This is a genomic window from Nocardia pseudovaccinii (genome assembly GCF_050942345.1).
Taxonomy (GTDB): domain Bacteria; phylum Actinomycetota; class Actinomycetes; order Mycobacteriales; family Mycobacteriaceae; genus Nocardia; species Nocardia pseudovaccinii.
Genome location: NZ_CP192074.1, coordinates 495,001 through 520,182 on the forward strand (window position 1 = coordinate 495,001; position 25,182 = coordinate 520,182).

A 25,182-nucleotide genomic window follows, 5' to 3' on the forward strand; every position below is an offset into this window, starting at 1 on the left:
GTCCAGATAGGTTGCCGCGCCATCAGATCCGGCTCGCTCGCCGAGCGCAGTCGAAACGCTGCACGACACGCCCCGCGGCACCGCCATACCACTGTGCTCGACGGATTTCGACTACCTCAGGAGCTAGCTGGACGCGGCACTAGCTGAGCGTTACGGCGTGCTCGAGGTGGGTGGCTGCCGCGAGTTTCGAGGTGCCGAATGAAACAACTCGGCCCATATCGAGTCACGACTTCCGCGCCGCAGGCCGCCGCTGCGGCGATCGCGGAATTCGGTAGTTGCGGCACGATCCGTCGGTTCGCATCGACGGTCGGTCGGGCCGCAGCCCGGGATCGTGACGAAAGTCTGACGGCGTGGCCGGGTTGCGGCGAATTTCGCGGGCTTGGCTGCAGAATCGGGGGCATGACCTCGGTAAACGATGGAATGGGTTGCGGGCGGGTTGGGCACAAGGACTCGGGGTGGTGGTGAAATGCGGGTATTGCTGACCGGGGCGGCGGGCTTTATCGGGACGCGTGTGCATCGGGAGTTGGTGGGTGCGGGGCATGAGGTGGTGGCGATTGATGTGATGCTGCCCGCGGCGCACGGAGTCGGTGCGGTTGTTCCGGAGGACGTCCGGTTGGTCGACGTGCGGGATGCGGACGCGCTGGATTCGGTGTTGCGGGGGATCGATGTGGTTTGTCATCAGGCCGCAGTGGTGGGTGCGGGTGTGAGTGCGCAGGATGCGCCCGCTTATGCGAGTCATAACGACTTGGGGACCGCGGTTTTGCTGGCGGCGATGGATCGGGCCGGGTGTCGCCGGTTGGTGCTGGCTTCATCGATGGTGGTTTATGGGGAGGGGCGATATCGCGGGGCTCGGACCGTTGAGGTCGGGGTGCGCAGGCGCGGGGATCTCGAGCGCGGGATGTTCGAGCATCGGGATCCGGATTCGGATGAGATTGTGAGTTGGGAGGCGGTGCCGGAGAATGCTCCGTTGCGGCCGCGGAGTCTTTATGCGGCGGCGAAAGTGGCGCAGGAGCATTACGCGTCCGCGTGGGCGGCGGTAACCGAATCCGGGGTCACCGCATTGCGCTACCACAATGTCTATGGCCCCGATATGCCGAGGGACACACCATATTCCGGAGTCGCCGCGATCTTCCGATCCGCACTGGAGGCAGGTGAGCCGCCGCAGGTTTTCGAAGACGGCGAGCAGGCGCGGGATTTCGTGCACGTCAGTGATATCGCTGCGGCGAATCTCGCGGCGGTCGAATACGCGCATACCGGTTTCGTGCCGCTCAATATCGCCTCGGGACGTCCGATCACCATCGGCGCGGTAGCCACCACGTTGGCCGCGGCGCGCGGTGGTCCCGAACCGGTGATCACCGGACGCTATCGCCCCGGCGATGTGCGGCATATCGTCGCGAGCCCCGAACAGGCGCAACGCGTTCTTGGATTCACCGCACGGGTGGATCCGCACGCCGGTCTTGCCGAATTCGCCTTCGCACCGCTGCGGGCGGTTGCCGGGGCGGGTGCGCCGGTCGCGTAGTTCAGTTTCCGTTGAGCGGTAGCCGAACTTCGAAGCGGCAGCCCTGCTCTCGATTCTCGGCGCTGATGTCGCCGTGGTGGGCTTCGACCAGACCGGCGGCGATCGCGAGGCCCATACCACTGCCGGAGGACACGCCGTCGGAGGCGACGGGGGAGCGAGCGGCCGTGCCGCGATAGGCGACCTCGAATATTCGTGGCAGATCGGCCTCGGATATTCCGGGGCCGGTGTCGTCGACGCGCGCCCAAGCCTCGCCGTTGGAGGTACCCGCGGATATCGCTACCTCGCCGCCTGGTGGGGTGTGCGCGATCGCATTGGAGACCAGGTTGGTGAGCACGCGGCCGAGGGCTCGATCGCTCGCCGCGACAACGATTTCGGAGTCCGGCTGTTCCGCGCGCAGCAGGACTTCGGCGCGTTCGGCATTCGGTCGGTTGGCGGCCAATACCTCATCGATCAACTCGCGCAGATCGACCGGCTCCAATTCCAAACGCAACGCACCCGCATTGATCTTCGACATTTCGAACAGGTCATCGACCATGACCGACAGCCGATCGGTTTCGCGCACAATCTGTTCCGCGTAGCGCGCCACATCGTCGGTGCCGGTGACCACGCCGTCGGAAAGTCCCTCGGCCATCGCACGGATACCGGCCAGCGGGGTCCGCAGGTCGTGGCTCACCCAGGCGACGAGTTCGCGGCGCGAGCGCTCCGCCATCCGCTCTTGCTCGCGGATCTGCTTCTCCCAGACCGTCTTTCGGGCCTGTTCTCGCCCGAGCAGCAGGGCGGCGGGCACGGTGACCGCCGCGACGACCGCGAGCACGACCGCCGTGCGCTCGAGTTCATCGGTGAACATCAACCCGCTGACCCCGATAATGCCCGCGAGCGTGGACAGCGTCGGGATCAGCACAAGCACGGCCATGCTCGCGGTCATGGATCGATTGCTGGTGGCGCGCAGGATCGCCGCGCCGATGGCGACGATCGGAAGCGAACAGGCCAGCACGTAGCCGATCAATTGCAGTGTGTTCTCAGGCACTGGATTCTCCATTCCGGCCCCAGATGTAGCCGCGGCCCCATACCGTCTCGATCCGGTGCCGGTCACCGAGTTTCGCCCGCAGCCGCTTGATATGCACGGTGACCGTGGACAGGTCGCCGAAATCCCAGCCCCACACCTTGGCCAGCAGTTCCTCCCGGCTGAACACCTGGTGCGGGTGGCGTAGCAGGAAGACGAGCAGATCGTATTCGCGCGCGGTCAGGTCGACCGGCCTGCCGTCCACCAGCGCCGATTGCGAATCCGGCCGCACCTCGACCGCGCCGTCGCGCAGTACCTCCGTGCTCGGCTGCCGCGTCGCCTGCGAACGCCGCAGCACCGAGGCGACCCGCAATGCGAGTTCGCGGGCGCTGAACGGTTTGGTGACGTAGTCGTCGGCACCCGCCTCCAGGCCGAGCACGCGATCGTCCTCGTCGCCGAGTGCGGTGAGCAGGATGATCGGGGTGTCCGGTCGTGGTCCGGAACGCACCGCGCGGCAGATCTCGATGCCGTCGGGGGCGGGCATCATCACGTCGAGGACGGCCAGTTCGACGGGGTCGCCGGTGGGTTCGGTGAGTTGTGCCATGGTCGAGGCGCCGTCCGAGGTCTCCACTACGGTCAGTCCGTCGCGTTCGAGATAGCGCCGCACCACATCACGGACCAGTGGGTCGTCGTCGGCGATCAGAATGCTCATGGATTACCAATTCGTCAGGATCGTGTGGGCGAGTACGAGCGTGCCGAGCGCTTGCAGGAATAGCCAGACTCGGGCGGTGTACCGCGGCAGAAACGCGGTCGCGGCGAGCAGCCAGACGTCGAACGGCAGCCAGATGCGCTCGGTCTCCGCCTTGCTCAGGCCACTGAGGTCTGCCACCAATATCGCGCACAATCCCGCAGCTACCAAGAGCCCGGTCGCATCGAATGGTCTGCGCAGCGCGCGCGGTAAACCGGCGGCGGTGGCCAGGCCGACCGCACAGGCGGTGGCGGCGAGATTCGCCCAGACCCAGTACGCGTACGGACGTTCGGAGGCGATGCCCTGGTAGTACCGCTCGACCACCAGGTGATAGCCGTCCAGCCACCAGAAACCGGCCAGCGTGCAGGCAACCACGACGATCAGCGCACCGAATACGGCAGGTAGCAGCGGTCGGCCGGTTCGGCTCGCGACCAGGACCGCGACGGCGGGTAGTGCCATGACCACGAGGCCGTAGCTGAGGTAGATGCCGAGCCCGAAAAGCACACCGGAGGCGACCGCGACCCACGGCCGCCGGATCGCGATCGCCAGCAGGGCCACCGCCCATGCCGTGACGCCCGCGAACATGGCGTCCGCCGAAACCGCGATCCATATCGCGGCGGGCGCTATTGTCAAGAAAGGCAATGCCTTTCGGGCTCGTTCCTCGGCGCCGAGCGCACGCAGCGTGACCGCGACCGCGACGATGGCGCTGGATCCGATCAGCACACACGCCAGTCCCGCCCAACCGCTGCCGCGCAGGCCGATGCGATCGAGCAGGACGAAGAACAGCAGCGCGCCGGGTGGATGCCCGGACACATGGGTCGTCCAGGAGTCCGGTTGGAAATCCAGGATGCGGCCGGAGAATCCGCGCAGCATGGCCGGGATATCGCGGACGCCGGGGACCTCGTACAGATATTCGTGGCCGTCGGCGAGTCGCCGGGTGAATCCGCGCTGCCAGCCGTCGATCATGGCCAAGGCGAAGGCCCAGGCCAGAGCAGTCACCCAAGACGTGGCGAGCAGCCTTCGCCAGGGCAGCGAATCAGCCATCCCAGGACCGAAACGGATGACCAGTACCGCGATCGCGATGGCCGGTACCGAACCCCAGCCGACATGCGGCAACCAGTTGCCGAAGATAGGGGCCGAACCCGCGTAGAGCTTGCTCCGCCAATGTTCGCTGGCAATTCGCGGTACCAGAAATGCTGTCAGGGTGAGCGCGGCGGCGATGCCCGCCCCCAGATACTCGCCACGTATCCGGCCGCGCGGCCGTGTCGCAGCCTCCGTCACGTCATGCACGACCCTCACCATAGGGCCGAAGCGCCGGGAAAACCGGTGCTCGAGCGGTTCTGAATGCGGACGTCACTGTTTCGTCACCAGTTTTGCGGCCTTGATCCGGCCGGGCTGGCCTAGCGTCGAGAAGGTGACCGAGACCCTCCACAACCCGGGCGGCGTGACCGTTGTCATCCCGTGCCGAGACGAAGCTGAGGCGTTGCCAGGTGTGCTCGCGGCCATCCCGGCCGGGTTCCATGCGCTGGTCGTGGACAATGGTTCGACCGATACGACGGCCGAGGTGGCCCGCCGGTGCGGCGCCACTGTCGTATCCGAGACGAGCCCTGGCTACGGGGCTGCCGTGCAAGCCGGGATCGCCTCGGCCAGAACGGATTTGGTCGCCGTTCTCGACGGCGACGGATCGATGGATCCGAGGGAGTTGCCGCCGCTGGTCGAACTGGTGCGTGCCGGTGCCGATTTGGCGGTCGGACGGCGTAAGCCGGTGCGCCGGGGTGTGTGGCCGTGGCATGCGCGGCTCGGCAATCGAGTCATCGCCGGGCGGTTGCGTCGCCGATACGGGCTCCCCGTGCACGATATCGGTGCCATGCGGGTGGCCCGCCGGGCCGCTCTGCTTTCCCTCGGACCGCTGCACACCCGCTCCGGATATCCGCTGCAACTGCTGATCGGCGCGGCGGGGGCGGGGTGGCGTGTGGTCGAGCGCGATATCGCGTATCGGCCACGGGCGGGTGGAGTTTCGAAGGTATCCGGATCGTGGCTCGGCACTGTGCGCGCCACTCGCGACTTCCTGGCGGTGCTGCGATGAATTACTTTCGACCCTCGCCCGTGGCCGCGACACTGCTCGTGCTGGCCAAGGCCCCGATTGCCGGTCTCGCTAAAACACGTCTGACACCGCCGCTTTCGCCTCCCGATGCGGCCCGAGTCGCTGCGGCATCGCTGCTGGACACCTTGGAGTCGATGTCGCGGAGTCCGGTCGCGCACCATGTCGTCGCGTTCGCCGGCGAGCTCGCGGATGCGGAGTGTGCGGATGAAGTGGCAAGGGCACTGACCGATTTCGAGGTCATCCCGCAGCGTGGTACGTCTTTCGGCGAACGCTTGGCCAACGCGCACGCCGATGCCGCGCGATACGGGCTGCCGGTCTTGCAGATCGGCATGGACACACCACAGATCGGCCCGGAGGTGCTGAGTTGGGCCGCGCGCGAGCTGGTATTGCGCGGTGACGCACTGCTCGGTCTCGCCGACGACGGCGGCTGGTGGGCACTCGGGCTGCCGACACCTCAGGCGGCGCGCACGCTCGTCGACGTTCCCATGTCGACCGATCGAACCGGCGAGCTCACCTTGGAAGCCATGCGGAGCTGTGGACTTCGCATGCGCTCGCTGCCGCGCTACAACGATGTCGACACCTTCGCCGACGCACTGGAGGTGGCGCGCGAATCCGACGGGCGGTTCGCGCGCTTGATCCACCAGTTGCACCACACCCTGCTGGCACCCCGATGAGCGATATCTTCGATCTCGCGCTGGCCGGGGAGGACTGCTGGGTACGCGATACGGACGGACGACGCCATCCCCTGCGCACCCGGCGCTGGCTGGGCTTCGACGCCGCCGACCGTCCGGCCGATGCCGCGCTGACCTGCTGTTGCGATGGACCGACGCTCGATCTGGGATGCGGTCCGGGACGGTTGGTCACGGCCCTGCTGCAGCGCGGAGTGATCGCGTTGGGTGTCGATATCTCGCCGATGGCCGTGGCCACCACCAGATTTCGTGGAGCGCCCGCATTGCGGCGCGACCTGTTCGGACCGCTGCCCGGCTCCGGCCGTTGGTCGTACGCGATCCTGGCGGACGGCAATATCGGGATCGGTGGCGATCCGGTCCGCTTGCTGACCCGCGCGGGCGAACTCCTCGCTCGCAATGGCATCGCCGTGGTCGAATTCGCCCGTCCCGGTGCGGGTGTGGTGTCGAATCCGATTCGGCTGGAGACGAGAGACCGAGTGGGGGAATGGTTTCCGTGGGCGCGCGTGGGGATCGATCGCGCGGAAGAGCTGGCCGCGGCGGCCGGGTTCCGCATGGTGACGGCGATGGAGGTGTCCGGTCGGCATATCGCCTGGTTGCGATCGGGCAGGCCCGCTTCGCGTAGTCGGTGGGCGTTGTGATGAAGCGCGGCAGCTGGATGGAATCACCAGGGCGATTTCGTATGAATTTCCCGGCTACCGCGCGCCCACGGGTGACAACCGCACGCGGACCCGCGGTCGCGAGTCGCGTGGGGATCGCTCTGGGCAGCGCGATATTGCTGTGCTTCGGCACCGGTTTGCTCAGCCACTGGATTCAGCATCCACCGAGCTGGTTCTGGTGGCCCGCCCATCCAGTCTGGCTGTATCGGGTAACCCAGGGCGCGCATGTGATCTCGGGTGTCGCCGCGATCCCACTGCTGCTGGTGAAGCTCTGGGCGGTGTACCCCAGACTGTTCCACCGCCCGATCATCGGTTCGGCTCTACGAATCCTCGAACGCGGCTCCATCGCGATCCTGGTCGGCGCAACGATCTTCCAGCTGTCGACCGGGCTCCTCAATATCGCCCAGTACTACCCGTGGAAGTTCTTCTTCCCCACCGCGCACTACGCCATGGCCTATGTCGCCGTCGGCGCACTCGCCGTGCATTTGTCCGTCAAACTTCCCGTCATCCGGGACGCGCTGCAACATCGGCTGGTCGAATCCCCGACCGAACCGCCCGCCGACACCGGTACCCGGCCGCACATCTCGCGACGTGCGGTGCTGACGGGTGCCGGTGTCGCTGCCGTCGCAGCGGGGTTGGCTGTTGCCGGGCAGACGATTCCGTTCCTGCGCTGGGCTGCCGTGCTCGCGCCGCGCAGTGGGCACGGGCCACAGGGCGTTCCGGTCAACCGATCGGCCACGGCAGCCGGGGTTGGTGACCGGGCCCGTGATCCCGAGTACCGGTTGACGGTCACCATCGGCGATCGGCAGCGCCAATTCGCCAGGGACGAACTGCTTTCCCTGCCGCAGACTCAGGCCCGCTTGCCGATTGCCTGCGTCGAGGGCTGGAGCGCGGGAGCCGACTGGTCCGGGGTGCGCCTGCTGGATTTGCTGGCGGCGGTCGGCGACTATGCCGGTGGCGATATCCGCTTCCGCTCGCTCGAGCAAACCGGCATCTACGGGAGTTCGATTCTCCCGCAACGTCATGCGGTCGACGACAGCACCTTGGTAGCCCTGACCATCAATGGCGAAACCCTCGACCTGGACCACGGCTACCCATGCCGTCTCATCGCACCCAACCGACCCGGCGTCCTGCAAACGAAATGGCTGTCCGAAATCGAGGTGCTGCCATGATCACGGCCCGCATACTGCTCCTGCTCCTCGGCAGTTGGCTCGGCTGGTACGGCATCAGCGCGTTATTCGACCTACCCCCAACAGATCTCGACTCGATCGCGATCTGGTTCGCGGGCGGGATCCTGCTGCACGATGCGGTCTTCGCCCCGATCTGCGCCGCACTCGGGCTCACCGCTCGCCACCTGCTGCCACGCACCTGGTGGGCCGTCACCGCCTGCGGTGCCATCTGCTCGGTCGCGCTGGTACTGATCGCCCTCCCGGTCCTCGACCGTGGCGACGGCATGCCGAGCAATCCCACCGTCCTGGACCGCGACTATCCCGTCGGACTGGCAGTCGCCTTGATCCTCGTGTGGTCGCTGGTCTTGCTCGCCCACGCGGTGGCCCGCCGGTCCCGCCGTGGACCTCGGGATGCTATTTCCATGCGGGAAGCGTCGGCAGCACGCCACTGAGATCTTTGCCTTCGGAACGGCCAAGGAGCCAGGCGAGCAGCGCAGATGCGGGCCCGCTGACGGTGTGGTCCGCAGACCCGCTCCCGATGGTCGCGGTGAAACCCGTATCCGTGGCTCGCACCTCGAACGCGGTCGCCGGATCACCCTCAGCGGCAAACCCCTTCGTCAAATCAGCAGTAGCCCGCGGAAGCAGCCGAGCAACGAAATCCTCCGGCCAGTCACCAGGTTGGTAACCGGCTGCCAAATCGACATGATGGATCTCCACCTCTTGCAGCCGCATCCAAATGACCTCGGTCGCCGGAATATCCCGCCCCTGCCTGGTCCGGACGGTCGCCGTCCACGCCTCCTCGGGAGCGGTCTGCGCAAGCGCCAGCCAGCGATTCGCCGACGTTTCGTTATCGGCCAACTGCTCGGCGAGTGGCCGCGGCGCGCCCGCCTCGATATCGGCATCCCGGATGAACATGCTGGCGTACTGCGGTGTTTCGATTCCGGTCCGCGCCCAGAGCAGCAGATTGACCAGGCTGTCGGCATTGCGTGCGAGGTGCGCGAGCAGATGTCCCCGCGTCCACCCGGGCAGCAGCGAGGGCACGGTCACGTCATCGTCGAGCCCGCGGATGGTGTCGAGCAGACGGTTCGTCGCCGCGGCGACGGTTTCGAGCTGAACGGTGGTCTCCGGCGCGTCGCTGGTCACCGAACCGACCTTAGCGATCCGAACGCGGAAGCGTCGCACAAATCGCGTCCGCCTCGATCTCGACCAGCAGCGCGGGCGTGATCAGCGCCTTGATCTCGTACATCGACGCGGCCGGGCGAATATCGCCGAATACCTCGGAATGTGCCTTCGCGACCTCGGGCCAGCGAGCGATATCGGTGACGAAGATCCGCGTCCGAACGACATCGGCCAGGCTCGCGCCCGCCTCGGTGAGCGCGGTGCCGATGCGGCGCAGTGCTTCTCGAGTCTGTTCGCCGATATCGTCGCCGCCGACCGCATTGCCACCGGGCAGCGATGCCGTGGTGCCGCTGACGGCGACGGTATCGCCGACGCGCACCGCTCGGGAGTAGCCGACGATATCCTCGAACTCCGAGCCCGACGCGATATTCATCCGATAACCCATGGCGACAGCATGACATCAACTGGACATTCGGACGTAGGGCTTTTGTCGGCTGTCTGCGATAGGCAGACACGATGAAAGCGCACTCTCGTATCACCGCGGTCGCCGTCCTCTGTGTGGGCGTGCTGGCCGCGGGCTGCTCGTCCTCGGATACCAAGGCCGACTTCACCGTGGCCAAGGACCAGCCGCTGGTGATCTCCCTGGACGACCTGCTGGCCGCCACCGGCGGCACCGCCGCCGTGACGATCGCCGATCCGGAACACGGCACGCTGACCCGTCGCCTCGACGGCGCACTGGTATACCAGCCGAAGGCGGGCTACACCGGCACCGACGAGCTGAAGGTCACCACCACCGACGCGGTTCGCCTGTACACCACCGACATTGCGCCGCTCGGCGAATTCGGCGGCACCACCGTGCAGGCCAGCGGTTACGGCTCCGCATGGACCCCGGTGCCCGGCGCAGCGGGCGAGTTCTACGGACTCACCGATCGCGGCCCCAACGTCGACGGTCCCGGCAAGAACGAGAAACTCACCCCGACACCGGGTTTCGTGCCGAAGATCGGTCGATTCGAGCTGGTCGGCAATCGCGCGGTCCTGCAATCCACGATCGATCTGCACACCGCCAACGGCACCCCGTTCAACGGCCAGGTCGACGTCGCCGCGAGCACCGGCGAAACCATCAAGGATCTCGCCGGAAATGTCCTGCCGTCTACCGACCATGGCCTCGACCCCGAGGGGCTGGTCGCCCTGCCCGACGGAACCTTCTGGGTCTCCGACGAATACGGCCCGTTCCTGGTGCATTTCGACGCCAAGGGTGCTGAGCTGGAGCGATTCGCCCCGGGATCGGGTCTGCCCAAGGAACTTTCGTTGCGCACCCCGAACCAGGGCATGGAGGGCCTGACCATCACCCCTGACGGCGGCACCCTCGTCGGCGTCGTGCAGAGCGGCTTGAATACTCCCGGCCTCGGCGATTCGGCCAAAGACGTGCCGATGACCCGCATCGTCACCGTCGACCTGAAAACCAAGGCGGTCAAGGAATTCGTCCTCCCGCTGCAGGATCCGAAGACCACCAAGGTCGCCGACTCCGAGATCACCGCGCTGAGCGCCACCACTTTCCTGGTCGACGAACGCGACGGCAACCTGCCTCCGAAGGCCGATAAGAAGCTGTGGACCATTGATATCTCCGGCGCCACGGACGTCGGCCCGGACTCGAAGGTCCCGGGCGCACAATATGATCCGGAACGTGGCGGCCTTCAGATCGAGGGCAAGCCGCTGGAAACCCTGGTCGGCTCCGTTTCGACGAATGACGCGACGGCGGCGCTGAAGACAGTGGGCGTCACCCCCGCTGCCAAGACCGCGAACCTGGACTTCGCCGCCCTTGTCACGAGCCTGAACGCCGACGGCAAGTTCTTCGGTCACGACAAGATCGAGGGCGTCGCGACGCTCGACGGCGGCAAGACCCTCTACATCGCCAACGACAGCGATTTCGGCCTCGCCGCCAGCAAGGGCGACCAGCCACCCTTCGGCCTGAAACCCAAGACCCTGCCCAACGGCCTGCAGGACACCGGCGAAATCCTCGAGGTGGACACGACCGAATTGCCCGCGAAACTCGACACTCACACGGTCGAGATCAAGGTCGGCTAACTCGAATCACTCTCGACCCACTCGCGGCCTTCCAGAATCACCGCGGCCGCCAATGTGATCAGCCACAGCGACATCGATCCGACCTGGATCCGCTGGGCGATACCGAGCGCGTAATTGCCGGTCAGGTTGTCGGCGACCAACATCCACACGGTCGCCGCCGACCCGATCACCAGCACCACCACGCCCGCCTCGCGCAGGATCCGCCAGCGGTGGTATCGAAAGGCGGCCACGCTGAACGCGAAGGTCGCGACGGCGATAGCGGTGACCGCGACGGTGCTGGTCAGCGCGTGCGGCTGATGCAATTGCGGGAACAGTTCGCTGCCACCGCCGCCGCATTCGGTGTTGTCCTGCGGGGTGCAGTCGCGCAGCGGCAGCAGCACGTCGCCGATGGTCGCGGCGCCGAAGCAGAACAGCGCGACCCAGCCGATGGTGGTGAATCTGCGGCGCGGAAATAACAGCAGTCCGGCGATCGCGGCGGGCATCAGCAATGCGCCGACGATCTTGTCGGCGGTCGCGAACAACTCGCGATGCGGTTTGCCGACGGCATCGAGTTCGCTGAGGAACGAGTTGACCGGATCGACGTCGATCTTCAGCACGAACTCGAGCAACCACGACGAATAGCAGAGTCCGGCGATCGCGATCGCGGCCGCGATGAGCCCGCAGGCCACCCGGACGTGTCGTTCGGCGAGCCTCCGGCTATCAGTCACTGGACCATTCTCCGCCTCCTCGTTGGTCCGGTGATCAACAGTAGATGCGTGTGTCCGCACCGACAGGTCTGCCACACACCTCATTACCAACTCGAACACAGGGTTCTGTCAGGTCCGTCGGCGATGGTTGGTACAACTGAGGAGGTCCCCATGATCGGAATCACAACGGCCATCGCCGGAATGCTGGTGCTGACGGTAATGGCGGTGTCGGGCTACCTGGCCGCGCACGCGCCGCGCTCGCTGGTCCGGGTGCGGGAACGCCGCTAGCGACTGCTTGCAGGTCGCTCGAAAGGGTCAGCTAGCGTCTCGCGGCCAATACCGTCTGGATCCGGTCCGCCGCCACAATGGCGTCCTCGTGTTCCCAGACACGGATCACCAGCCACCCCTCGGCTGCCAGCGCCGCATCGGTGGCCCGGTCACGGGCCACATTTCCGCTCAATTTGTCCGCCCACCACTGCGCGTTGTTCTTCGGATCGGTCGCGTGCTGCGGACACCGATGCCAGAAACATCCGTCCACATACACCGCCACGCGCAGCCGGGGAAACACCAGATCCGCCCGCCGGCGCTGCCCGCGCAACGGCGCCCGATCGACGTAATAGCGCAGTCCGCGCCGATGCAATTCGCGGCGCAGCGCGAGTTCGGGCCGGGTTCCGGTCCGCCGCTGACGGGCCATCCGCGCGCTGGTCGCGGCGTCGGTGAGCGGATGCCGAGCCGGGTTCATGACGTCTCGAACCTCATGCCGCCCAGCCGCCCATCCGATCGAGATGACTTTCCACATCGGCCAGAAATCCGGGCGGGAACCGTAGATTGCCCATTCCGGTGCGCCGCAGGAACCCGGCGGTCGCACGGGCCGAGAGCAGTCGTGAATCGGTGAGGAAATGCTGCAGGTCCTCGTACGGCTGGTGCACCGGCCAGGTCGAAACCGGCACCCGATAGGCGTTTCCGGCGCGACCCCACGCGGCGACCGGCCACGGCCGTCCCGGCGGCAACGGCTCGTCGCCGGGAATCGGGTCCAGCGGCTCGGCCAGCCGCGCGCCGACCCAGGACGCCATCCGCACGCTCACCGCATTCCCGATCAGCTTCCATCGGTGTCCGTGCCGAATTCCGGGCACCGTGGTCGCCGGTTCGGTCCAGTCGGCGTCGAAGCCCTGCAGCCGCTCGCCGTCGACGATGCCCGGCGTGACGAGCTCGCCCGAGGGCAACCGCACCGCGGGCGGACTCGCGATGCCCAGTGCCGAACCGCCCTTGAGCGTCGGGATCGCATTCACCGCCCAGCCGAGCCCGCGCACACCCTCGGTCCAGTAGAAGCCGCACGGATCCTGTTCGGGGTCACCGAGATCGAGCGGTCCCGCATCGTCGCCGAACAACACCCGGCGCGGATCCTCGGTACGCGAGGCCAGCATCAGCACCCGCTGACGGCGCTGTGGCAGCCCGAACGCGCGCGCGTCCACCAACCGGTATGCCCAGGTGTAGCCGAGCTCCTCCAGCGCGCTCGTGATGTGCCGCATGGCGGCCCCGCGACCCAGCTGCAGCATGAACGGCACATTCTCGATCAACAGCCAGCGCGGTCCACGCTGACGGCGTACCAGCCGGAACACCTCGTCCACCAGACCGGAGCGCTTACCCGTGATGCCAGCGGTGCGTCCGGCCTGCGACAGGTCCTGGCAGGGAAATCCGGCGGCGACCAGCTCGGTCCCGGCGGGCAGGGCACGCAGCCGAGTGATGTCCCCCTGCAACGGAATACCGGGAAAGCGCGCGGCGAGTACCGCCTGCGCACCGGGATCGATTTCGCACAGCAGCTCGGTGTGCCAGCCGTGGCGCCCGAGGCCGAGCTCCAGCCCGCCGATACCGGCGAACAGCCCGACCATCCGCCCGCCCGTCACAGTCATCCCTTCTCGCGGTTGCTCGCGGATCGCTCGGAACCACCAGCGCTGCGTATCCGCTCAGCAGGTTACTCGAGCATCGAATGCGACGACCAGCGGCCGCCACGGTAATGTGTCGAGCACCCGATCCGACCGGATACCCCGAGCAATGCTCACGGTCGAATCACGGTTTGCTCGGTCGTTCGATGACCTTCCACGCGCAGTTCCCGGTTTATCCCAAGAGTGACGCCAGGAAAGTGAGCGAAATGCAGATTCCGTCCACCAAGAACGGAAACTATCCCAACGTTGTCGTGACCAGTCTGGCGGCGACCACTTCGATCGCCGGTGATGTCGACTCCACCTGGAAGGGCCTGCTCAACGGCGAGAGCGGCATCGATGTCCTCGAGGACAGCTTTATCGAGCAGTTCGAGCTACCCGTGCGCATCGGCGGACATCTGAAGGTCAAGCCGGCGGATTGCCTCACCAGGCAGGAGCGGCAGCAGCTGTCGTATGTGGAGCAGATGGCCGTGGTGCTGGCCCGTGAGGTGTGGCGCAATGCGGGCAGTCCGGAGGTGGACAGGAACCGCCTCGGCGTCGCCATCGGCACCGGCCTCGGCGGCGGCGAATTCATCACCGAGGCGCGCGACCGGCTGCAGAACGGCGGCTATCGCAAGGTGTCGCCGCTGACCGTGCAGCGCATCATGCCCAACGGCGCGGCCGCCTGCGTCGGCCTGGAACTCGGTGCGAAAGCGGGTGTGGTGACGCCGGTCTCGGCCTGCTCGTCGGGTTCGGAGGCGATCGCCAATGCCTGGCAGATGATCGTGATGGGCGATGCCGACATGGTGGTCGCCGGCGGGGTCGAGGGTTCCATCCAGGCCGTGCCGATCGCGGCATTCACCATGATGCGCGCCATGAGCACCCGCAACGAGGACCCGAGGGCCGCCTCGCGACCGTTCGACAAGGATCGCGACGGATTCGTCTTCGGTGAGGCGGGCGCGATGATGGTCATCGAAACCGAGGAGCACGCCAAGGCGCGCGGCGCGACGATTCACGCACGGCTGATGGGTGCCGGGATCACTTCCGACGCATTCCATTTGGTCGCCCCCGATCTCGAGGGCAAGGGCGCCGCGCGGGCGATGACCAGGGCCATGCAGAAGGCCGGTATCAGCAAAAGCGATGTCGGCCATGTCAATGCGCACGCGACCGCGACCCCGATCGGCGATACCGCCGAGGCGCAGGCCATCAATGCCGCCGTGGGCGACCATGTTTCGGTCTACGCGCCGAAATCCGCACTCGGCCATTCGATCGGCGCGGTCGGCGCCCTCGAATCGGTGCTGACGGTGCTCTCGGTGCGCGACGGAATCGTTCCGCCGACGCTGAATCTGGATAATCAGGATCCGGAAATCGAGCTCGATGTGGTCAAGGGCGAGGCCCGACCCGGACGAATCGACTACGCCGTGAACAACTCGTTCGGTTTCGGCGGGCACAACGTCGCGATCGCTTTCGGGCGGTACTGAGCCGAGTCGGGAAGGCGTACCTGCTAGCCTTCCCGACGCTTCGTAATCGACCTGTGTTCGGTGTAATCGCACGGCCCGAGTGCCTGCGTTGGCAAAAGGATAAGGCGATGATCGACGAGACCTTCGACGACTATTTGGACGATCAGGGCAATATCAAAATCCGGGACGACAAGACCCTGATCGACTTCGTCGACAAGCACAGCGCGGAGAACGGCGACGGGCTCGCCTACCGCTACATCGACTACTCGCGCGAGCGCGACGGCGAGTACATCGAATTGACCTGGCACGAATTCGGCGTGCGGCTGCGGGCCGTCGCGGCCAGGCTGCAGCAGGTGACTCGGCAGGGTGATCGGGTGGCGGTGCTGGCCCCGCAGGGGCTGGATTACGTCGTCTCGATCTTCGCGGCGGTTTACGCGGGCAATATCGCGGTGCCGCTGTTCGATCCGGAGGAGCAGGGTCACACCGATCGCCTGCATGCGGTGCTCAATGACTGCAAACCATCGGCGATTCTGACAGTCGGTTCGGCCGCGGCGGGGGTGCGGAACTTCTTCCGGCACCTCCCGGCGGCCCAGCGTCCGCGGATTATCGCGGTGGACGCGATTCCGGACAGCGTCGGCTCGACCTGGATGCGACCGGAAATCAATATCGACAGCGTCGCCTATCTGCAGTACACCTCGGGCTCCACGAGAACCCCGGCCGGTGTCGAGATCACCCACCGCGGGGTCGGCACCAATTTGCTGCAGATGATCGATGCCATTGGGGTACAAGAGAATTCGCGCGGCGTCACCTGGTTGCCGCTGTTCCACGATATGGGTCTGCTTTCGGTGATCCTGCCGACCATCGGCGGCGGATTCATCACGATCATGTCGCCGAGCGCTTTCGTGCGGCGGCCGTATCGCTGGATCAAGGAATTGGCCGCCGCCTCCGACGGCGCCGGAACTTTCGCGGCCGCACCGAATTTCGCATACGAACATGCGGCGGCTCGCGGTAAGCCGAAAGCCGATGAGGAACTGGATCTTTCGAATGTGATCGGGCTGATCAACGGCAGCGAGCCGGTTTCGGTGTCGTCGATGCAGAAATTCAACGAGGCGTTCGCGCCGTACGGTCTGCCGAAGACCGCGCTGAAGCCGTGCTACGGCATGGCCGAGGCGACCTTGTTCGTTTCCGCGACCAAAGCCCAGGACGAGGCGAAAGTCGTCTACGTCGATCGCCATGAGCTCAATGCGGGCCGGATGGTGGAAGTGCCCAAGGGCACGGAGAATTCGATCGCGCAGGTGTCCTGCGGTTATGTGGCGCTATCGCAGTGGGCGGCGATCGTCGATCCGGAAACCGGCATCGAGCGCGCTGACGGCGAAGTCGGCGAAATCTGGCTGCACGGCGACAATATGGGCATCGGGTACTGGGGTCGGCCGGATGAGACCGTCGCGACATTCCACAACATCTTGGCGCAGCGACTACCGGAGGGCAGTCACGCACAGGGCACCGATCCGGACGCGAAGTGGATGCGCACCGGCGACTTCGGTGTCTACCTGGAAGGCGAGCTGTATATCACCGGCCGGGTGAAGGATCTGGTGATCGTCGACGGTCGCAACCACTACCCGCAGGATCTGGAATTCTCGGCGCAGGAATCGAACACCGCACTGCGGCCCGGATTCGTCGCGGCATTCTCGGTGCCCGCGAATCAATTGCCCGCGTCGGTATTCGAACAGGGCAGCCATTCCGGACTCGCCTTCGACGCCGATGACACTTCGGAACAGCTGGTCATCGTGGCCGAGCGCGGTACCGGCGCGGCGAAGCTGGATCCGCAGCCGATCGCCGATATCGTGCGCGGCTCGATCGCACAGCGCCACGGCGTCACGGTGCGCGACCTGCTGCTGGTTCCGGCGGGCTCGATTCCGCGCACGTCCAGCGGCAAGATCGCCCGGCGCGCCTGCCGCGTCGCGTATTTGGAGGGCACGTTGCGCGGCGGCCATCAGCAGCAGGACTTCCCGGACGCGCCGGTGGAATCGGCGCACATGAACGTCTGAGCTCGGGTTATCCGGCGGTAGAATTGAAGTAGCGGCCATCGGCGCCCGGGAATCCGGGCGCCGATGTCGTGTGCGGTGCGTTCGGGGGTGTTGCGGGGGTTCTTGACCTCGAGGTTACTCGAGGTTGTTGGCTGTTGACGTGGCGGAAAATCGGTTGGCCGATCTCGGGACTGATGCCACGCTGAAATGTCGGACCCCGATGGGAACATCACCGGGGATCCGTTCGCGACACAGCCAATCCAAGACGATCACGAGGGGGAGCTTTGTCCGTCACGCTCGATGCGCCGTTGGCCGACACGGAGGTCGACAGACCGGAGCGGCCCGCCGCCGCGGTGCCGGGCCGCCTGCAATCGCTTCGCCGGTTCTGGCCGTATCTGCGGCCACATCGGTTCACACTGCTCGGGGCCACCACGCTCGCGGTGCTCGCCACCCTGACGGCGATCATGATTCCACTGGTCATCGCGCGGATCATCGACGGCCCGATCCAGCGCCGCGATTTCGGCGGCGTCGTGTTTCCGGTGCTGCTGGTGCTGTCGCTCGGTCTGCTGGAGGCGTGCGGCGTATGGGGTCGGCGGTGGCTGATCGCGAAGCCCGCGGCCCAGTTCGAGATCGATATGCGCGCCAAGATCTTCCGCAAACTGCAGACGCTCTCGATCGGACGGCACGATGCCTGGGAGTCCGGCCAGTTGCTCTCCCGCGCGGTCGACGATATGGGCACCATGAAGCGGTTCGTCGCATTCGCCGGGCCGTTCCTGATCATCCACTTCATCGTGATCCCGATCGGTCTGGTGGTGCTGTTCGCGCTGAGCTGGCAGATCGGGCTGACCTTCGCGGTCCTCGCGATCCCGCTGTCCTACGTCTGCCTGCGATTCGAGCGGCGCTACGGCGTGGCGTCGCGGCGCTCGCAGGATCAGGCCGGTGACCTGGCCACCACCGCCGAGGAGTCCGCGCAGGGCATCCGGGTGCTGAAGGCATTCGGTCGCGGTGCGTTCTTCGGCGGGCGGTTCACCGCGCAGTCACGGGAACTGCAGCAGACCGAACTGCTCAAGGTGCGGTTGGATGCCACGCTCTGGTCGACGATGGTGTGCCTGCCGCAGCTGGCCATCGCCTTCGCCCTCGGCTACGGCGGTTACGCTGTCGCACACGAGATGATGACACTCGGCACCCTGGTCGCGAGCATCACGCTGGCGACCTTTCTGCAGTGGCCGATCATCTGGACCGGCTTCCTGCTCGCCGAGTGGAACGATGCGCGCACGGCGGCGGACCGGTTCTGGGAGATCATCGACACCCCCGTCGAAATCACGGATCCCGCGGATCCGGTGGCACTGCCGGAGCGGATCGTCGGCGAACTAACCATGCACGGTGTGCGTTTCGCCTTTCCGGACGCGAAGGGTGAAGTGCTGCAGGATATTTCGCTGAAGGTGCGCCCGGGTGAGACGGTGGCGCTGGTCGGCGCGACCGGTAGCGGCAAGACGGCGCTGCTCAACCTGATTCCGCGGCTCTACGACGTGACCGACGGCGCCATCACCATCGACGGCATCGATATCGCGTCGATGCGGGTGTCCGATCTGCGTTCGCTGGTATCGGTGGCATTCGAGGAGCCGGTGCTGTTCTCGGCGAGTGTGCGGGAGAACGTCGCGCTCGGCGATCCGGAGGCCACCGACGACGATGTGCGGCGCGCGCTGGACGTCGCCCAGGCCACCGATTTCGTGAACGACCTGCCGTGGGGGCTGGACACCCGAATCGGTGAGCAGGGGTTGAGCCTGTCCGGTGGTCAGCGCCAGCGGCTGGCCCTGGCCCGCGCGGTGCTCGCGCGAGCAAGCACCGGGGAGCGGGCTCGGATCATGGTGCTCGACGACCCGCTGTCCGCACTCGATGTGGAGACCGAGGAGCGCGTACAGGAGCGGCTGCGCACAGTACTGGCCGGTGCCACCACATTGCTTGTGGCGCACCGACCTTCGACCGCGGCACTGGCCGACCGGGTAGCGCTGCTCGCCGACGGCCGGATCGTCGCCGAGGGCGCCCACGATCAACTACTCAAAACCAGCAGTCGCTACCGCGAGTTGATGGGAGGTGAATCATGACCACCACCGAAACCACCGTCCCCGCCGACGATTCGGCCGACCGCGACGAGGTCGCCGACTGGCGCGGCATCGCCAACGAGGACAAGACGGTCACCGAGACCGGAAATCTGGTGCTGGCCGGTCGATCTCGGCGCCTGCTGCTGAGCCTGGTCCGGCCGTACCGCAAACTCGCGGTCTTCGCCCTGCTGCTGATCGTGCTCGACAATGCCGCGATGGTGTCGGCGCCGTTATTCGTCGCGCACGGGCTCGACGTCGGCATCGCCGAGGGCGTAGCTGGGAACTGGGCGCCGTTGGCGCGCACCGTCGCGGGTTACCTCTGCGCGGTCGGCGTCGGCGTCTGCACCACCTTCGTCTTCCTGCGGATCTCCGGAAGACTCAGCCAGAGTGTGCTTTTCGATCTGCGGGTCCGGCTGTTCGCCCATATGCAGCGGCTCAGCGTGGCCTTCCACGAGCAGTACACCTCCGGCAAGGTCGTCGCACGACTGACCGGTGACATCGAAACTCTTCAGCAGTTGCTGGAGAGCGCATTGAATCAGGCACTGAGCGCGATCCTTTCGGTGCTGACCATCGCGGCGCTGCTGATCTACCTCGATCAGACACTCGCCGCGATCGTGCTGCTCGGGTTCGTGCCGTTGGCGCTGGTCACCCGCTGGGCGCAGCGCAGGCAGCGAGCGGGCTACCGGCGCACCCGCGGCGCCATCGCGAAAGTGGTCGTGCAGTTCGTGGAGTCGATGGGCGGCATGCGCGCGGTGCAGGCCTTCCGTCGCGAGACCCGCAACGAATCGGTGCTGGCAACCGAGGACGCCGAATACTTCCAGGCCACCACCGCCGCGATGCGCGGCATGGGCGACTATGCCGGTCTCACCCGCCTGCTCGGCAATCTGACCACGGTGATCGTCATCGTGGTCGGCGCCTGGCAGGTGATCGAGGGCAACCTCGCGGTCGGCGTCCTCGCGGCATACTTGTTGTACCTCAACGAGTTCTACGGTCCCCTCGACGAACTCGCCCAGGTATTCAATGCATACCAGTCCGCGGCGGCCGCGCTGGAGAAGATCTCCGGTGTGCTCGAGGAGGAACCCTCGGTTCGGGAGCCAAAGGAGCCGATTGCCTTGGCGAAGGCGACCGGTGCCGTGCGGATGGACCGAGTGTGGTTCGGCTACGGATCTCCAGCCCCGGCGTCCTCCGAATCGTCGGATGCGATACTCGCTCACTCGGATTCGGGCACGGTGGTGGAGGGCTCCGATGCGGTGTTGTCGAGCGGGGGTGGGTCCGCGGTGGATGGCACCCCGCAGGCCGATCTCGAACTGTCGGAATCCACTGGTCGCTCGCTCGCGAAGATCGGATCGGAGAGCCCCAGGGGTGTGCAGTCGAGCGCGGTCGGGACGACGCTGAGGGGCGTGGCGGCTGCCGAGATCGTTTCGGACAGCCCTGGTGCGGCGCTGCCGAGCGGGGCTGGCTCGACGTTCGGTGGTGCGGCAGCTGCCGAGGCCGAAGGTGTTGTGCCGCAATCCGAGGAGCGCGGGCGAGCGCGTCCGGTATTGCCGGAGTTCTCGCTGGAGATTCCGGCCGGGCAGGTGATCGCGCTGGTCGGTGCGACCGGTGCGGGCAAGTCCACGTTGGCCAAGTTGTTGACGCGGTTCTATGACCCGTCGGGCGGCACCGTGACCTTGGACGGTATCGACCTGCGGCGCTTGTCCGATGCGGATCTGCGGCGCAATGTCGTGATGGTCACGCAGGAGTCGTATCTGTTCTCCGGATCGGTGGCCGACAATATTCGGCTCGGTCGGCCCGAGGCCAGTGCTGCGGAGGTGTTCGCGGCGGCGCGCGCGGTCGGGCTGTACGAGTTCGTCACCGCGTTGCCCGAGGGCTTCGACACCGATGTGCGCAAACGCGGTGGGCGATTGTCGGCGGGGCAGCGGCAGTTGGTCGCGTTCGCCAGGGTGTTCCTCGCGGATCCGGCGGTGATCGTGCTGGACGAGGCGACCTCGAGTCTGGACATTCCGAGCGAGCGGCAGATCCAGCGAGCGCTGGAGACGGTGCTGCGCGATCGCACCGCCGTGATCATTGCGCACCGGCTGTCCACGGTCGCCATCGCCGACCGCGTGCTGGTGCTGGAATCGGGTCGGATCGTCGAGGACGGCACGCCGAGCGAGCTCATCGGGGGCACCGGCCGGTTCGCCAGCCTGCACGCGGCATGGCGAGAGTCGCTGGTGTGATGCGGGCACGGCGCGTGCGTCGCTTACGGTAGATACGTGACGAACCCAGACCTCGGCCCCGACAGCCAACCGGCGACATCGCGGTGGCCGGCGATTCTCACGTGGCGCGCGCACAACGCGTCACGGATGGAGTCCGTCCGCGTGACGCTCAATGGCAACCGCATCCGCGCCGCCGGTCGCATGATCGGCGGCGAATGCGCCGACCATCCCGCGTTCAGTGCGTCCTATGACCTGGTCACCGACGAGAACGGCGTCACGAAGCGGCTGTCCCTGCGCAGCACCACCGCTGCCGGGGAACGCCAGGCCTCGATCGCCAGGGACGAGGAGAACTACTGGCTCGTCGACGCCGGCGGCGGCCACGTCCGCTCCACCTTCGCGGGCGCCCTCGACGTCGATGTCGTACTCAGCCCGTTCTTCAACACCCTCCCCATCCGCCGCTTCGGCCTGCAGAACGGCGTCGACAACATCCAGGTCCCGGTCGTCTACGTCCGCCTCCCCGACCTCCTGGTCCAAGAAGCCAGCCTCACCTACAGCAGCGGCGCCACCGGCATCAGCGTCCTTTCCCCCGTCTCCAGCGCCACCGTCACCGTCGACGCCGACGGCTTCCTCCTCGACTACCCGGGTCTCGCCGAGCGCATTTGACCCGCTGCTGTGCGATCAGTCCAGCTTGGTGATCACCCCGCCGCGCTGGCCCGCCTCGCGCAGCGCTTCGAGCCAGTTGTGGTCGCCGGGGCGGATGTCGGTGATCTCCCAGCGCTGGGCGGTTGCATAGCGTTCGCGGCCGTCGTGCCCGGCTTCGACGAGGTCGACCAGGGTGCCTTCGTCGCGGAGGCTGTCGCGGGCGGCGCCGAGCACGGTTAGCGTCTCCTCCAGCACATCCAGCAGGGCGGTGGCGTTCGGTTCGCAGATGGCGCGGACCAGGTCGGGGGCGGTGGCGGCGACTCGGGTGCCGTCGCGGAACGAACCCGCGGCCAGTCCGAGCGCCAGCTCGCCGCCCGCCGCACCGGCCACCGCAAGCGCCTCGGCCAGGACATGCGGCAGATGGGAGATCCGGGCCACCGCCCGGTCGTGCTCGTCCGCGATCACCGGGGTGACCACGGCACCGCAGGCGAGCGCCAAGCGCACTACGCGAAGCCACGGTTCCGGATGGGTGCCCTCATCCACGCCGACCGCCCACACCGCGGCACGGAACAGGCCGGGATCGGTAGCCGCCCAACCGGATTCGGAGGTACCGGCCATCGGATGCCCGCCGACGTAGCGAGCCGCGAGCCCGTGCCGTCGCACCGCCTCGGCCACCGGCGCCTTGACGCTCACCACATCGGTGAGCGAGCAGCGCGGCGCGAAGGTGGCCACCTCGGCGAGGATGTGGTCGACCGCGGGCATCGGCACCGAGACGACGATCAGCGCATCGGTATCCGCGGCCCGGGTCAGCACCCCGAGCAGATCACCGGTGACATCGAATCCGTCCGCCCGCGCGGCCTGCGCACCCGCCTCTGACCTGTTGTAACCCCAAGCGTCATAGCCCGCGCCGACCGCGGCGCGCAGCAGCGAACCGCCGATCAAGCCTGTCCCGAGGACACACACCGGTGCTTTCTGGTCAGGAGTCATCGGAACAGATTCGCATACGACTTCAACATTTCGGCTCGAGCCGACTACCGTTGCGGCATGGCAGCACAGCGCTCGGGCACGAACAAGGCTGCGTCGGATGAATACGACGACGTGGAAGGGTTCGCAGTGGCGGTTGTCCGCGAAGAAGGACAATGGCGGTGTAGTCCGCTGAGTCAGGCCGCGCTCACCGATTTGTCCGCGGCGGAAACAGAACTCAAAGCATTGCGCAGTTCCGGTGCGGTGTTCGGATTGCTGGATATCGATGACGAGTTCTTCATCGTGCTCCGGCCCGCGCCGAGCGGTACCCGGATGCTGGTCTCGGATGCGACGGCCGCGATCGACTACGACATCGCCGCCGATGTCCTCGAGGCCCTCAATATCGAAATTCCGGACATCGATCCGGACGAACTCGACGATATCGAGCCGTGGGAGGAGGGCGACCTCGGCGTCCTCGCCGACCTCGGCCTGCCCGAACCCGTGCTCAGCGTGATCCTCGCCGAGACCGATCTCTATCCGGATGAGCAGCTCGGCATGATCGCCCAGCGGCTCGGTTTCGCCAACGAACTCACGGCCGTGCTGGACAAGCTGCCGCGCTGACGTGAGCCTGCTCACCGACGACACCGACATGGTCCGCGCGGCGATCGCCGCCGCAGCCGATGCGGGTGATCGCGACGTACCGGTCGGTGCCGTCGTCTTCGGTGCCGACGGCCGGGAGCTCGCGCGCGCGGCCAACGCCAGGGAGGCCCTCGGCGACCCGACCGCGCACGCCGAGATCCTCGCCCTGCGCCGCGCCGCCGCCGTCGTCGGCGACGGTTGGCGCCTGGAGGGGTGCACACTCGCGGTAACCCTGGAACCGTGCACCATGTGCGCGGGCGCGCTGGTGCTCGCCCGCGTCGGCCGCCTGGTCTTCGGCGCTTGGGAACCGAAAACCGGTGCCGTCGGCTCCCTTTGGGACGTAGTCCGGGACCGCCGTCTCAATCACCGCCCGCAAGTCCGCGGCGGCATCCTCGAAGCCGAATGCGCGGCCCTCCTCGACGCCTTCTTCCGCACTCAACGCTGACCCCTCCCACCCCCGCTACAGCCGATTTAGCGATCCGCCCCCCGTCCGGTATGGTTGTCGGCGGTGGCGTGTCCGAGCGGCCTAAGGAGCACGCCTCGAAAGCGTGTGAGGGGTAACCCCCCTCCGAGGGTTCAAATCCCTCCGCCACCGCTGAGGGCCCCGACCTGGTTTCCACAGGTCGGGGCTTTTTCGCGTAGGCGGGTCAGATCTGGCCCGCCTGTCGTCGTTTCCTTCGATTATCGGTGTCCGGCGAATTTCGCCAGTCGCGACGCTATCTCTTCGATGGTGTCGAGTTCACCTGTGGCGACGGCGATCACGAAAGGGTACGTCTCGAGAAGGGGCGCGTTCTCGAGCGTCACGCGCTGGCCGTTGAGACCGAGGAACACGACGATCGATGTCCATGCGGTCCGCTTGTTGCCGTCCACGAAGGCACGGTTACGTGTCAGGGATTCGAGCAACGCAGCGGCTTTGTCGAACACCGTCGGGTAGGCGTCTTCGCCGAATACTGTTGTGCGATAACGGAATACAGCAGCCTGGAGTAGACCGGGGTCGCGGACGGCGGCGGCCCCTTCGGTGGCGGCGGTGGCGATCTCGAGAACATCCTCGAGATCGATGTATCGGATCTCGGTCACTTGAGCCTGTCCAGAAGTTCGCGATGCTCAGCGATCGCGAATCCGATCTCGGTCCGCACCATGTCCCGATGCTGCCAGCGCGCGACGTATTCGGCCACAGCCTTGTTGATGAGCGCGTTCATGGATACGCCTTCACGCTCTGCCTGGTCGCGGACGGCCGTCTCGTTGTCCTCGGTGAGTCGTAGGTTCATCGCCATATGACAATGGTACTACCGTGGTACCACTGCCGATCGAGTGTTTCGATCACACGGGAACGGACTGGTCGCACATGCTGCCGCTGTAGAACGCTTCGGTCAGCCCTGCCGACGGGTCGAGACAGGATCCCATGTCCGGGTTTCGCCACGCTGCGGTGCGCCAGACCGTTGCGTGTACTCGAC

At 66.5% G+C, this 25,182-nt stretch carries 25 protein-coding genes and 1 tRNA gene; 15 read left to right on the plus strand and 11 right to left on the minus strand.

The features are described 5' to 3' along the window. Window positions 1–466: 466 nt before the first annotated feature. Window positions 467–1,519 (plus strand): NAD-dependent epimerase/dehydratase family protein, encoded by a 1,053-nt coding sequence (locus tag ACQPZ2_RS02280; protein ID WP_433524087.1) that lies wholly within the window; start codon window positions 467–469, stop codon window positions 1,517–1,519. Between the two features lies 1 nt (window position 1,520). Here ACQPZ2_RS02280 and ACQPZ2_RS02285 read toward each other — a convergent pair whose 3' ends face one another. From ACQPZ2_RS02285 to ACQPZ2_RS02295, 3 genes are read right to left on the minus strand one after another with little or no spacing between them, the layout of a single operon-like run. Next, the gene (locus tag ACQPZ2_RS02285) at window positions 1,521–2,546 is read right to left on the minus strand and encodes a sensor histidine kinase (RefSeq protein WP_245720862.1); all 1,026 of its coding nucleotides are present in this window, start codon (window positions 2,544–2,546) and stop codon (window positions 1,521–1,523) included. After that, entirely contained in the window at window positions 2,539–3,234 is a 696-nt protein-coding gene (locus tag ACQPZ2_RS02290) for a response regulator transcription factor (RefSeq protein ID WP_387295711.1), read from the minus strand. Before ACQPZ2_RS02290 ends, ACQPZ2_RS02285 begins: the two co-directional genes overlap by 8 nt. A gap of 3 nt (window positions 3,235–3,237) precedes the next feature. After that, complete coding sequence (locus ACQPZ2_RS02295; RefSeq protein WP_433524088.1) at window positions 3,238–4,560, minus strand: hypothetical protein; 1,323 nt, start codon at window positions 4,558–4,560, stop codon at window positions 3,238–3,240. Window positions 4,561–4,684: 124 nt separating this feature from the next. On the opposite strand from ACQPZ2_RS02295, the gene ACQPZ2_RS02300 reads away from it, so the two are divergent. The 5 genes from ACQPZ2_RS02300 to ACQPZ2_RS02320 are packed head-to-tail and all read left to right on the plus strand — an operon-like array spanning window position 4,685 to window position 8,340. Further along, on the plus strand, window positions 4,685–5,356 hold the full coding sequence (locus ACQPZ2_RS02300; protein WP_433524089.1) for a glycosyltransferase family 2 protein: 672 nt from the start codon (window positions 4,685–4,687) through the stop codon (window positions 5,354–5,356). Then, entirely contained in the window at window positions 5,353–6,048 is a 696-nt protein-coding gene (locus tag ACQPZ2_RS02305; RefSeq protein ID WP_433524090.1) for a TIGR04282 family arsenosugar biosynthesis glycosyltransferase, read from the plus strand. Before ACQPZ2_RS02300 ends, ACQPZ2_RS02305 begins: the two co-directional genes overlap by 4 nt. Then, entirely contained in the window at window positions 6,045–6,701 is a 657-nt protein-coding gene (locus ACQPZ2_RS02310; RefSeq protein ID WP_433524091.1) for a methyltransferase domain-containing protein, read from the plus strand. The genes ACQPZ2_RS02305 and ACQPZ2_RS02310 overlap by 4 nt, the downstream gene beginning before the upstream one ends. Window positions 6,702–6,742: 41 nt before the next feature. After that, window positions 6,743–7,891, plus strand: a complete 1,149-nt coding sequence (locus ACQPZ2_RS02315) for a molybdopterin-dependent oxidoreductase (RefSeq protein WP_433524092.1) — start codon at window positions 6,743–6,745, stop codon at window positions 7,889–7,891. Further along, a complete protein-coding gene (locus tag ACQPZ2_RS02320; RefSeq protein WP_433524093.1) occupies window positions 7,888–8,340 on the plus strand; it encodes a hypothetical protein in 453 nt (150 codons plus the stop codon). Before ACQPZ2_RS02315 ends, ACQPZ2_RS02320 begins: the two co-directional genes overlap by 4 nt. Here ACQPZ2_RS02320 and ACQPZ2_RS02325 read toward each other — a convergent pair. Beyond that, the gene (locus ACQPZ2_RS02325) at window positions 8,303–9,031 is read right to left on the minus strand and encodes a maleylpyruvate isomerase family mycothiol-dependent enzyme (protein WP_433524094.1); all 729 of its coding nucleotides are present in this window, start codon (window positions 9,029–9,031) and stop codon (window positions 8,303–8,305) included. The two genes, ACQPZ2_RS02320 and ACQPZ2_RS02325, sit on opposite strands and share 38 nt — an antisense overlap. A gap of 10 nt (window positions 9,032–9,041) precedes the next feature. Continuing rightward, window positions 9,042–9,452, minus strand: coding sequence for a RidA family protein (locus tag ACQPZ2_RS02330; protein ID WP_433524095.1), 411 nt, complete (start codon window positions 9,450–9,452; stop codon window positions 9,042–9,044). A gap of 71 nt (window positions 9,453–9,523) precedes the next feature. Here ACQPZ2_RS02330 and ACQPZ2_RS02335 point away from each other — a divergent pair, with 71 nt between their 5' ends. After that, window positions 9,524–11,092 (plus strand): esterase-like activity of phytase family protein, encoded by a 1,569-nt coding sequence (locus ACQPZ2_RS02335; protein ID WP_433524096.1) that lies wholly within the window; start codon window positions 9,524–9,526, stop codon window positions 11,090–11,092. Here ACQPZ2_RS02335 and ACQPZ2_RS02340 read toward each other — a convergent pair. The 3 genes from ACQPZ2_RS02340 to ACQPZ2_RS02350 form a co-directional block, all read right to left on the minus strand. Then, the gene (locus ACQPZ2_RS02340) at window positions 11,089–11,799 is read right to left on the minus strand and encodes a DUF998 domain-containing protein (protein WP_433524097.1); all 711 of its coding nucleotides are present in this window, start codon (window positions 11,797–11,799) and stop codon (window positions 11,089–11,091) included. The genes ACQPZ2_RS02335 and ACQPZ2_RS02340 overlap by 4 nt on opposite strands. A 298-nt stretch (window positions 11,800–12,097) precedes the next feature. Further along, complete coding sequence (locus ACQPZ2_RS02345; RefSeq protein WP_433524098.1) at window positions 12,098–12,520, minus strand: very short patch repair endonuclease; 423 nt, start codon at window positions 12,518–12,520, stop codon at window positions 12,098–12,100. Window positions 12,521–12,533: 13 nt separating this feature from the next. After that, window positions 12,534–13,688 (minus strand): DNA cytosine methyltransferase, encoded by a 1,155-nt coding sequence (locus tag ACQPZ2_RS02350; RefSeq protein WP_433524099.1) that lies wholly within the window; start codon window positions 13,686–13,688, stop codon window positions 12,534–12,536. 239 nt (window positions 13,689–13,927) lie between these two features. Here ACQPZ2_RS02350 and ACQPZ2_RS02355 point away from each other — a divergent pair, with 239 nt between their 5' ends. From ACQPZ2_RS02355 to ACQPZ2_RS02375, 5 genes are all read left to right on the plus strand, one after another. Further along, window positions 13,928–15,178 (plus strand): KasA/KasB family beta-ketoacyl-ACP synthase, encoded by a 1,251-nt coding sequence (locus ACQPZ2_RS02355; RefSeq protein WP_433524100.1) that lies wholly within the window; start codon window positions 13,928–13,930, stop codon window positions 15,176–15,178. Between the two features lie 107 nt (window positions 15,179–15,285). Continuing rightward, complete coding sequence (fadD32, locus tag ACQPZ2_RS02360; protein ID WP_433524101.1) at window positions 15,286–17,205, plus strand: long-chain-fatty-acid--AMP ligase FadD32; 1,920 nt, start codon at window positions 15,286–15,288, stop codon at window positions 17,203–17,205. 263 nt (window positions 17,206–17,468) lie between these two features. Beyond that, window positions 17,469–19,289 carry an ABC transporter ATP-binding protein gene (locus tag ACQPZ2_RS02365; RefSeq protein ID WP_433524102.1) on the plus strand — a complete coding sequence of 607 codons (1,821 nt, stop codon included), beginning with the start codon at window positions 17,469–17,471 and terminating at the stop codon, window positions 19,287–19,289. Beyond that, window positions 19,286–21,505: an ABC transporter ATP-binding protein gene (locus ACQPZ2_RS02370; protein WP_433524103.1), complete on the plus strand. Its 2,220-nt coding sequence runs from the start codon at window positions 19,286–19,288 to the stop codon at window positions 21,503–21,505. Before ACQPZ2_RS02365 ends, ACQPZ2_RS02370 begins: the two co-directional genes overlap by 4 nt. A 126-nt stretch (window positions 21,506–21,631) precedes the next feature. Continuing rightward, window positions 21,632–22,147, plus strand: coding sequence for a putative glycolipid-binding domain-containing protein (locus ACQPZ2_RS02375; RefSeq protein ID WP_040685928.1), 516 nt, complete (start codon window positions 21,632–21,634; stop codon window positions 22,145–22,147). Between the two features lie 15 nt (window positions 22,148–22,162). On the opposite strand, the gene ACQPZ2_RS02380 is transcribed toward ACQPZ2_RS02375, so the two are convergent. Continuing rightward, on the minus strand, window positions 22,163–23,113 hold the full coding sequence (locus ACQPZ2_RS02380) for a prephenate dehydrogenase (RefSeq protein WP_433524104.1): 951 nt from the start codon (window positions 23,111–23,113) through the stop codon (window positions 22,163–22,165). 57 nt (window positions 23,114–23,170) lie between these two features. Between ACQPZ2_RS02380 and ACQPZ2_RS02385 the strand changes: the two genes are divergently transcribed. From ACQPZ2_RS02385 to ACQPZ2_RS02395, 3 genes are all read left to right on the plus strand, one after another. Further along, on the plus strand, window positions 23,171–23,710 hold the full coding sequence (locus ACQPZ2_RS02385; RefSeq protein WP_063039593.1) for a tRNA adenosine deaminase-associated protein: 540 nt from the start codon (window positions 23,171–23,173) through the stop codon (window positions 23,708–23,710). A 28-nt stretch (window positions 23,711–23,738) separates the two neighbouring features. Further along, window positions 23,739–24,173: a nucleoside deaminase gene (locus tag ACQPZ2_RS02390; RefSeq protein ID WP_433527718.1), complete on the plus strand. Its 435-nt coding sequence runs from the start codon at window positions 23,739–23,741 to the stop codon at window positions 24,171–24,173. Between the two features lie 62 nt (window positions 24,174–24,235). Continuing rightward, window positions 24,236–24,323: transfer RNA gene (locus tag ACQPZ2_RS02395), tRNA-Ser, on the plus strand. Window positions 24,324–24,409: 86 nt separating this feature from the next. Here ACQPZ2_RS02395 and ACQPZ2_RS02400 read toward each other — a convergent pair. Both ACQPZ2_RS02400 and ACQPZ2_RS02405 read right to left on the minus strand, forming a co-directional pair. Further along, window positions 24,410–24,805 (minus strand): type II toxin-antitoxin system death-on-curing family toxin, encoded by a 396-nt coding sequence (locus tag ACQPZ2_RS02400; protein ID WP_433524105.1) that lies wholly within the window; start codon window positions 24,803–24,805, stop codon window positions 24,410–24,412. Beyond that, window positions 24,802–25,002 carry a hypothetical protein gene (locus ACQPZ2_RS02405; RefSeq protein WP_433524106.1) on the minus strand — a complete coding sequence of 67 codons (201 nt, stop codon included), beginning with the start codon at window positions 25,000–25,002 and terminating at the stop codon, window positions 24,802–24,804. The genes ACQPZ2_RS02400 and ACQPZ2_RS02405 overlap by 4 nt, the downstream gene beginning before the upstream one ends. Window positions 25,003–25,182: the final 180 nt, after the last annotated feature.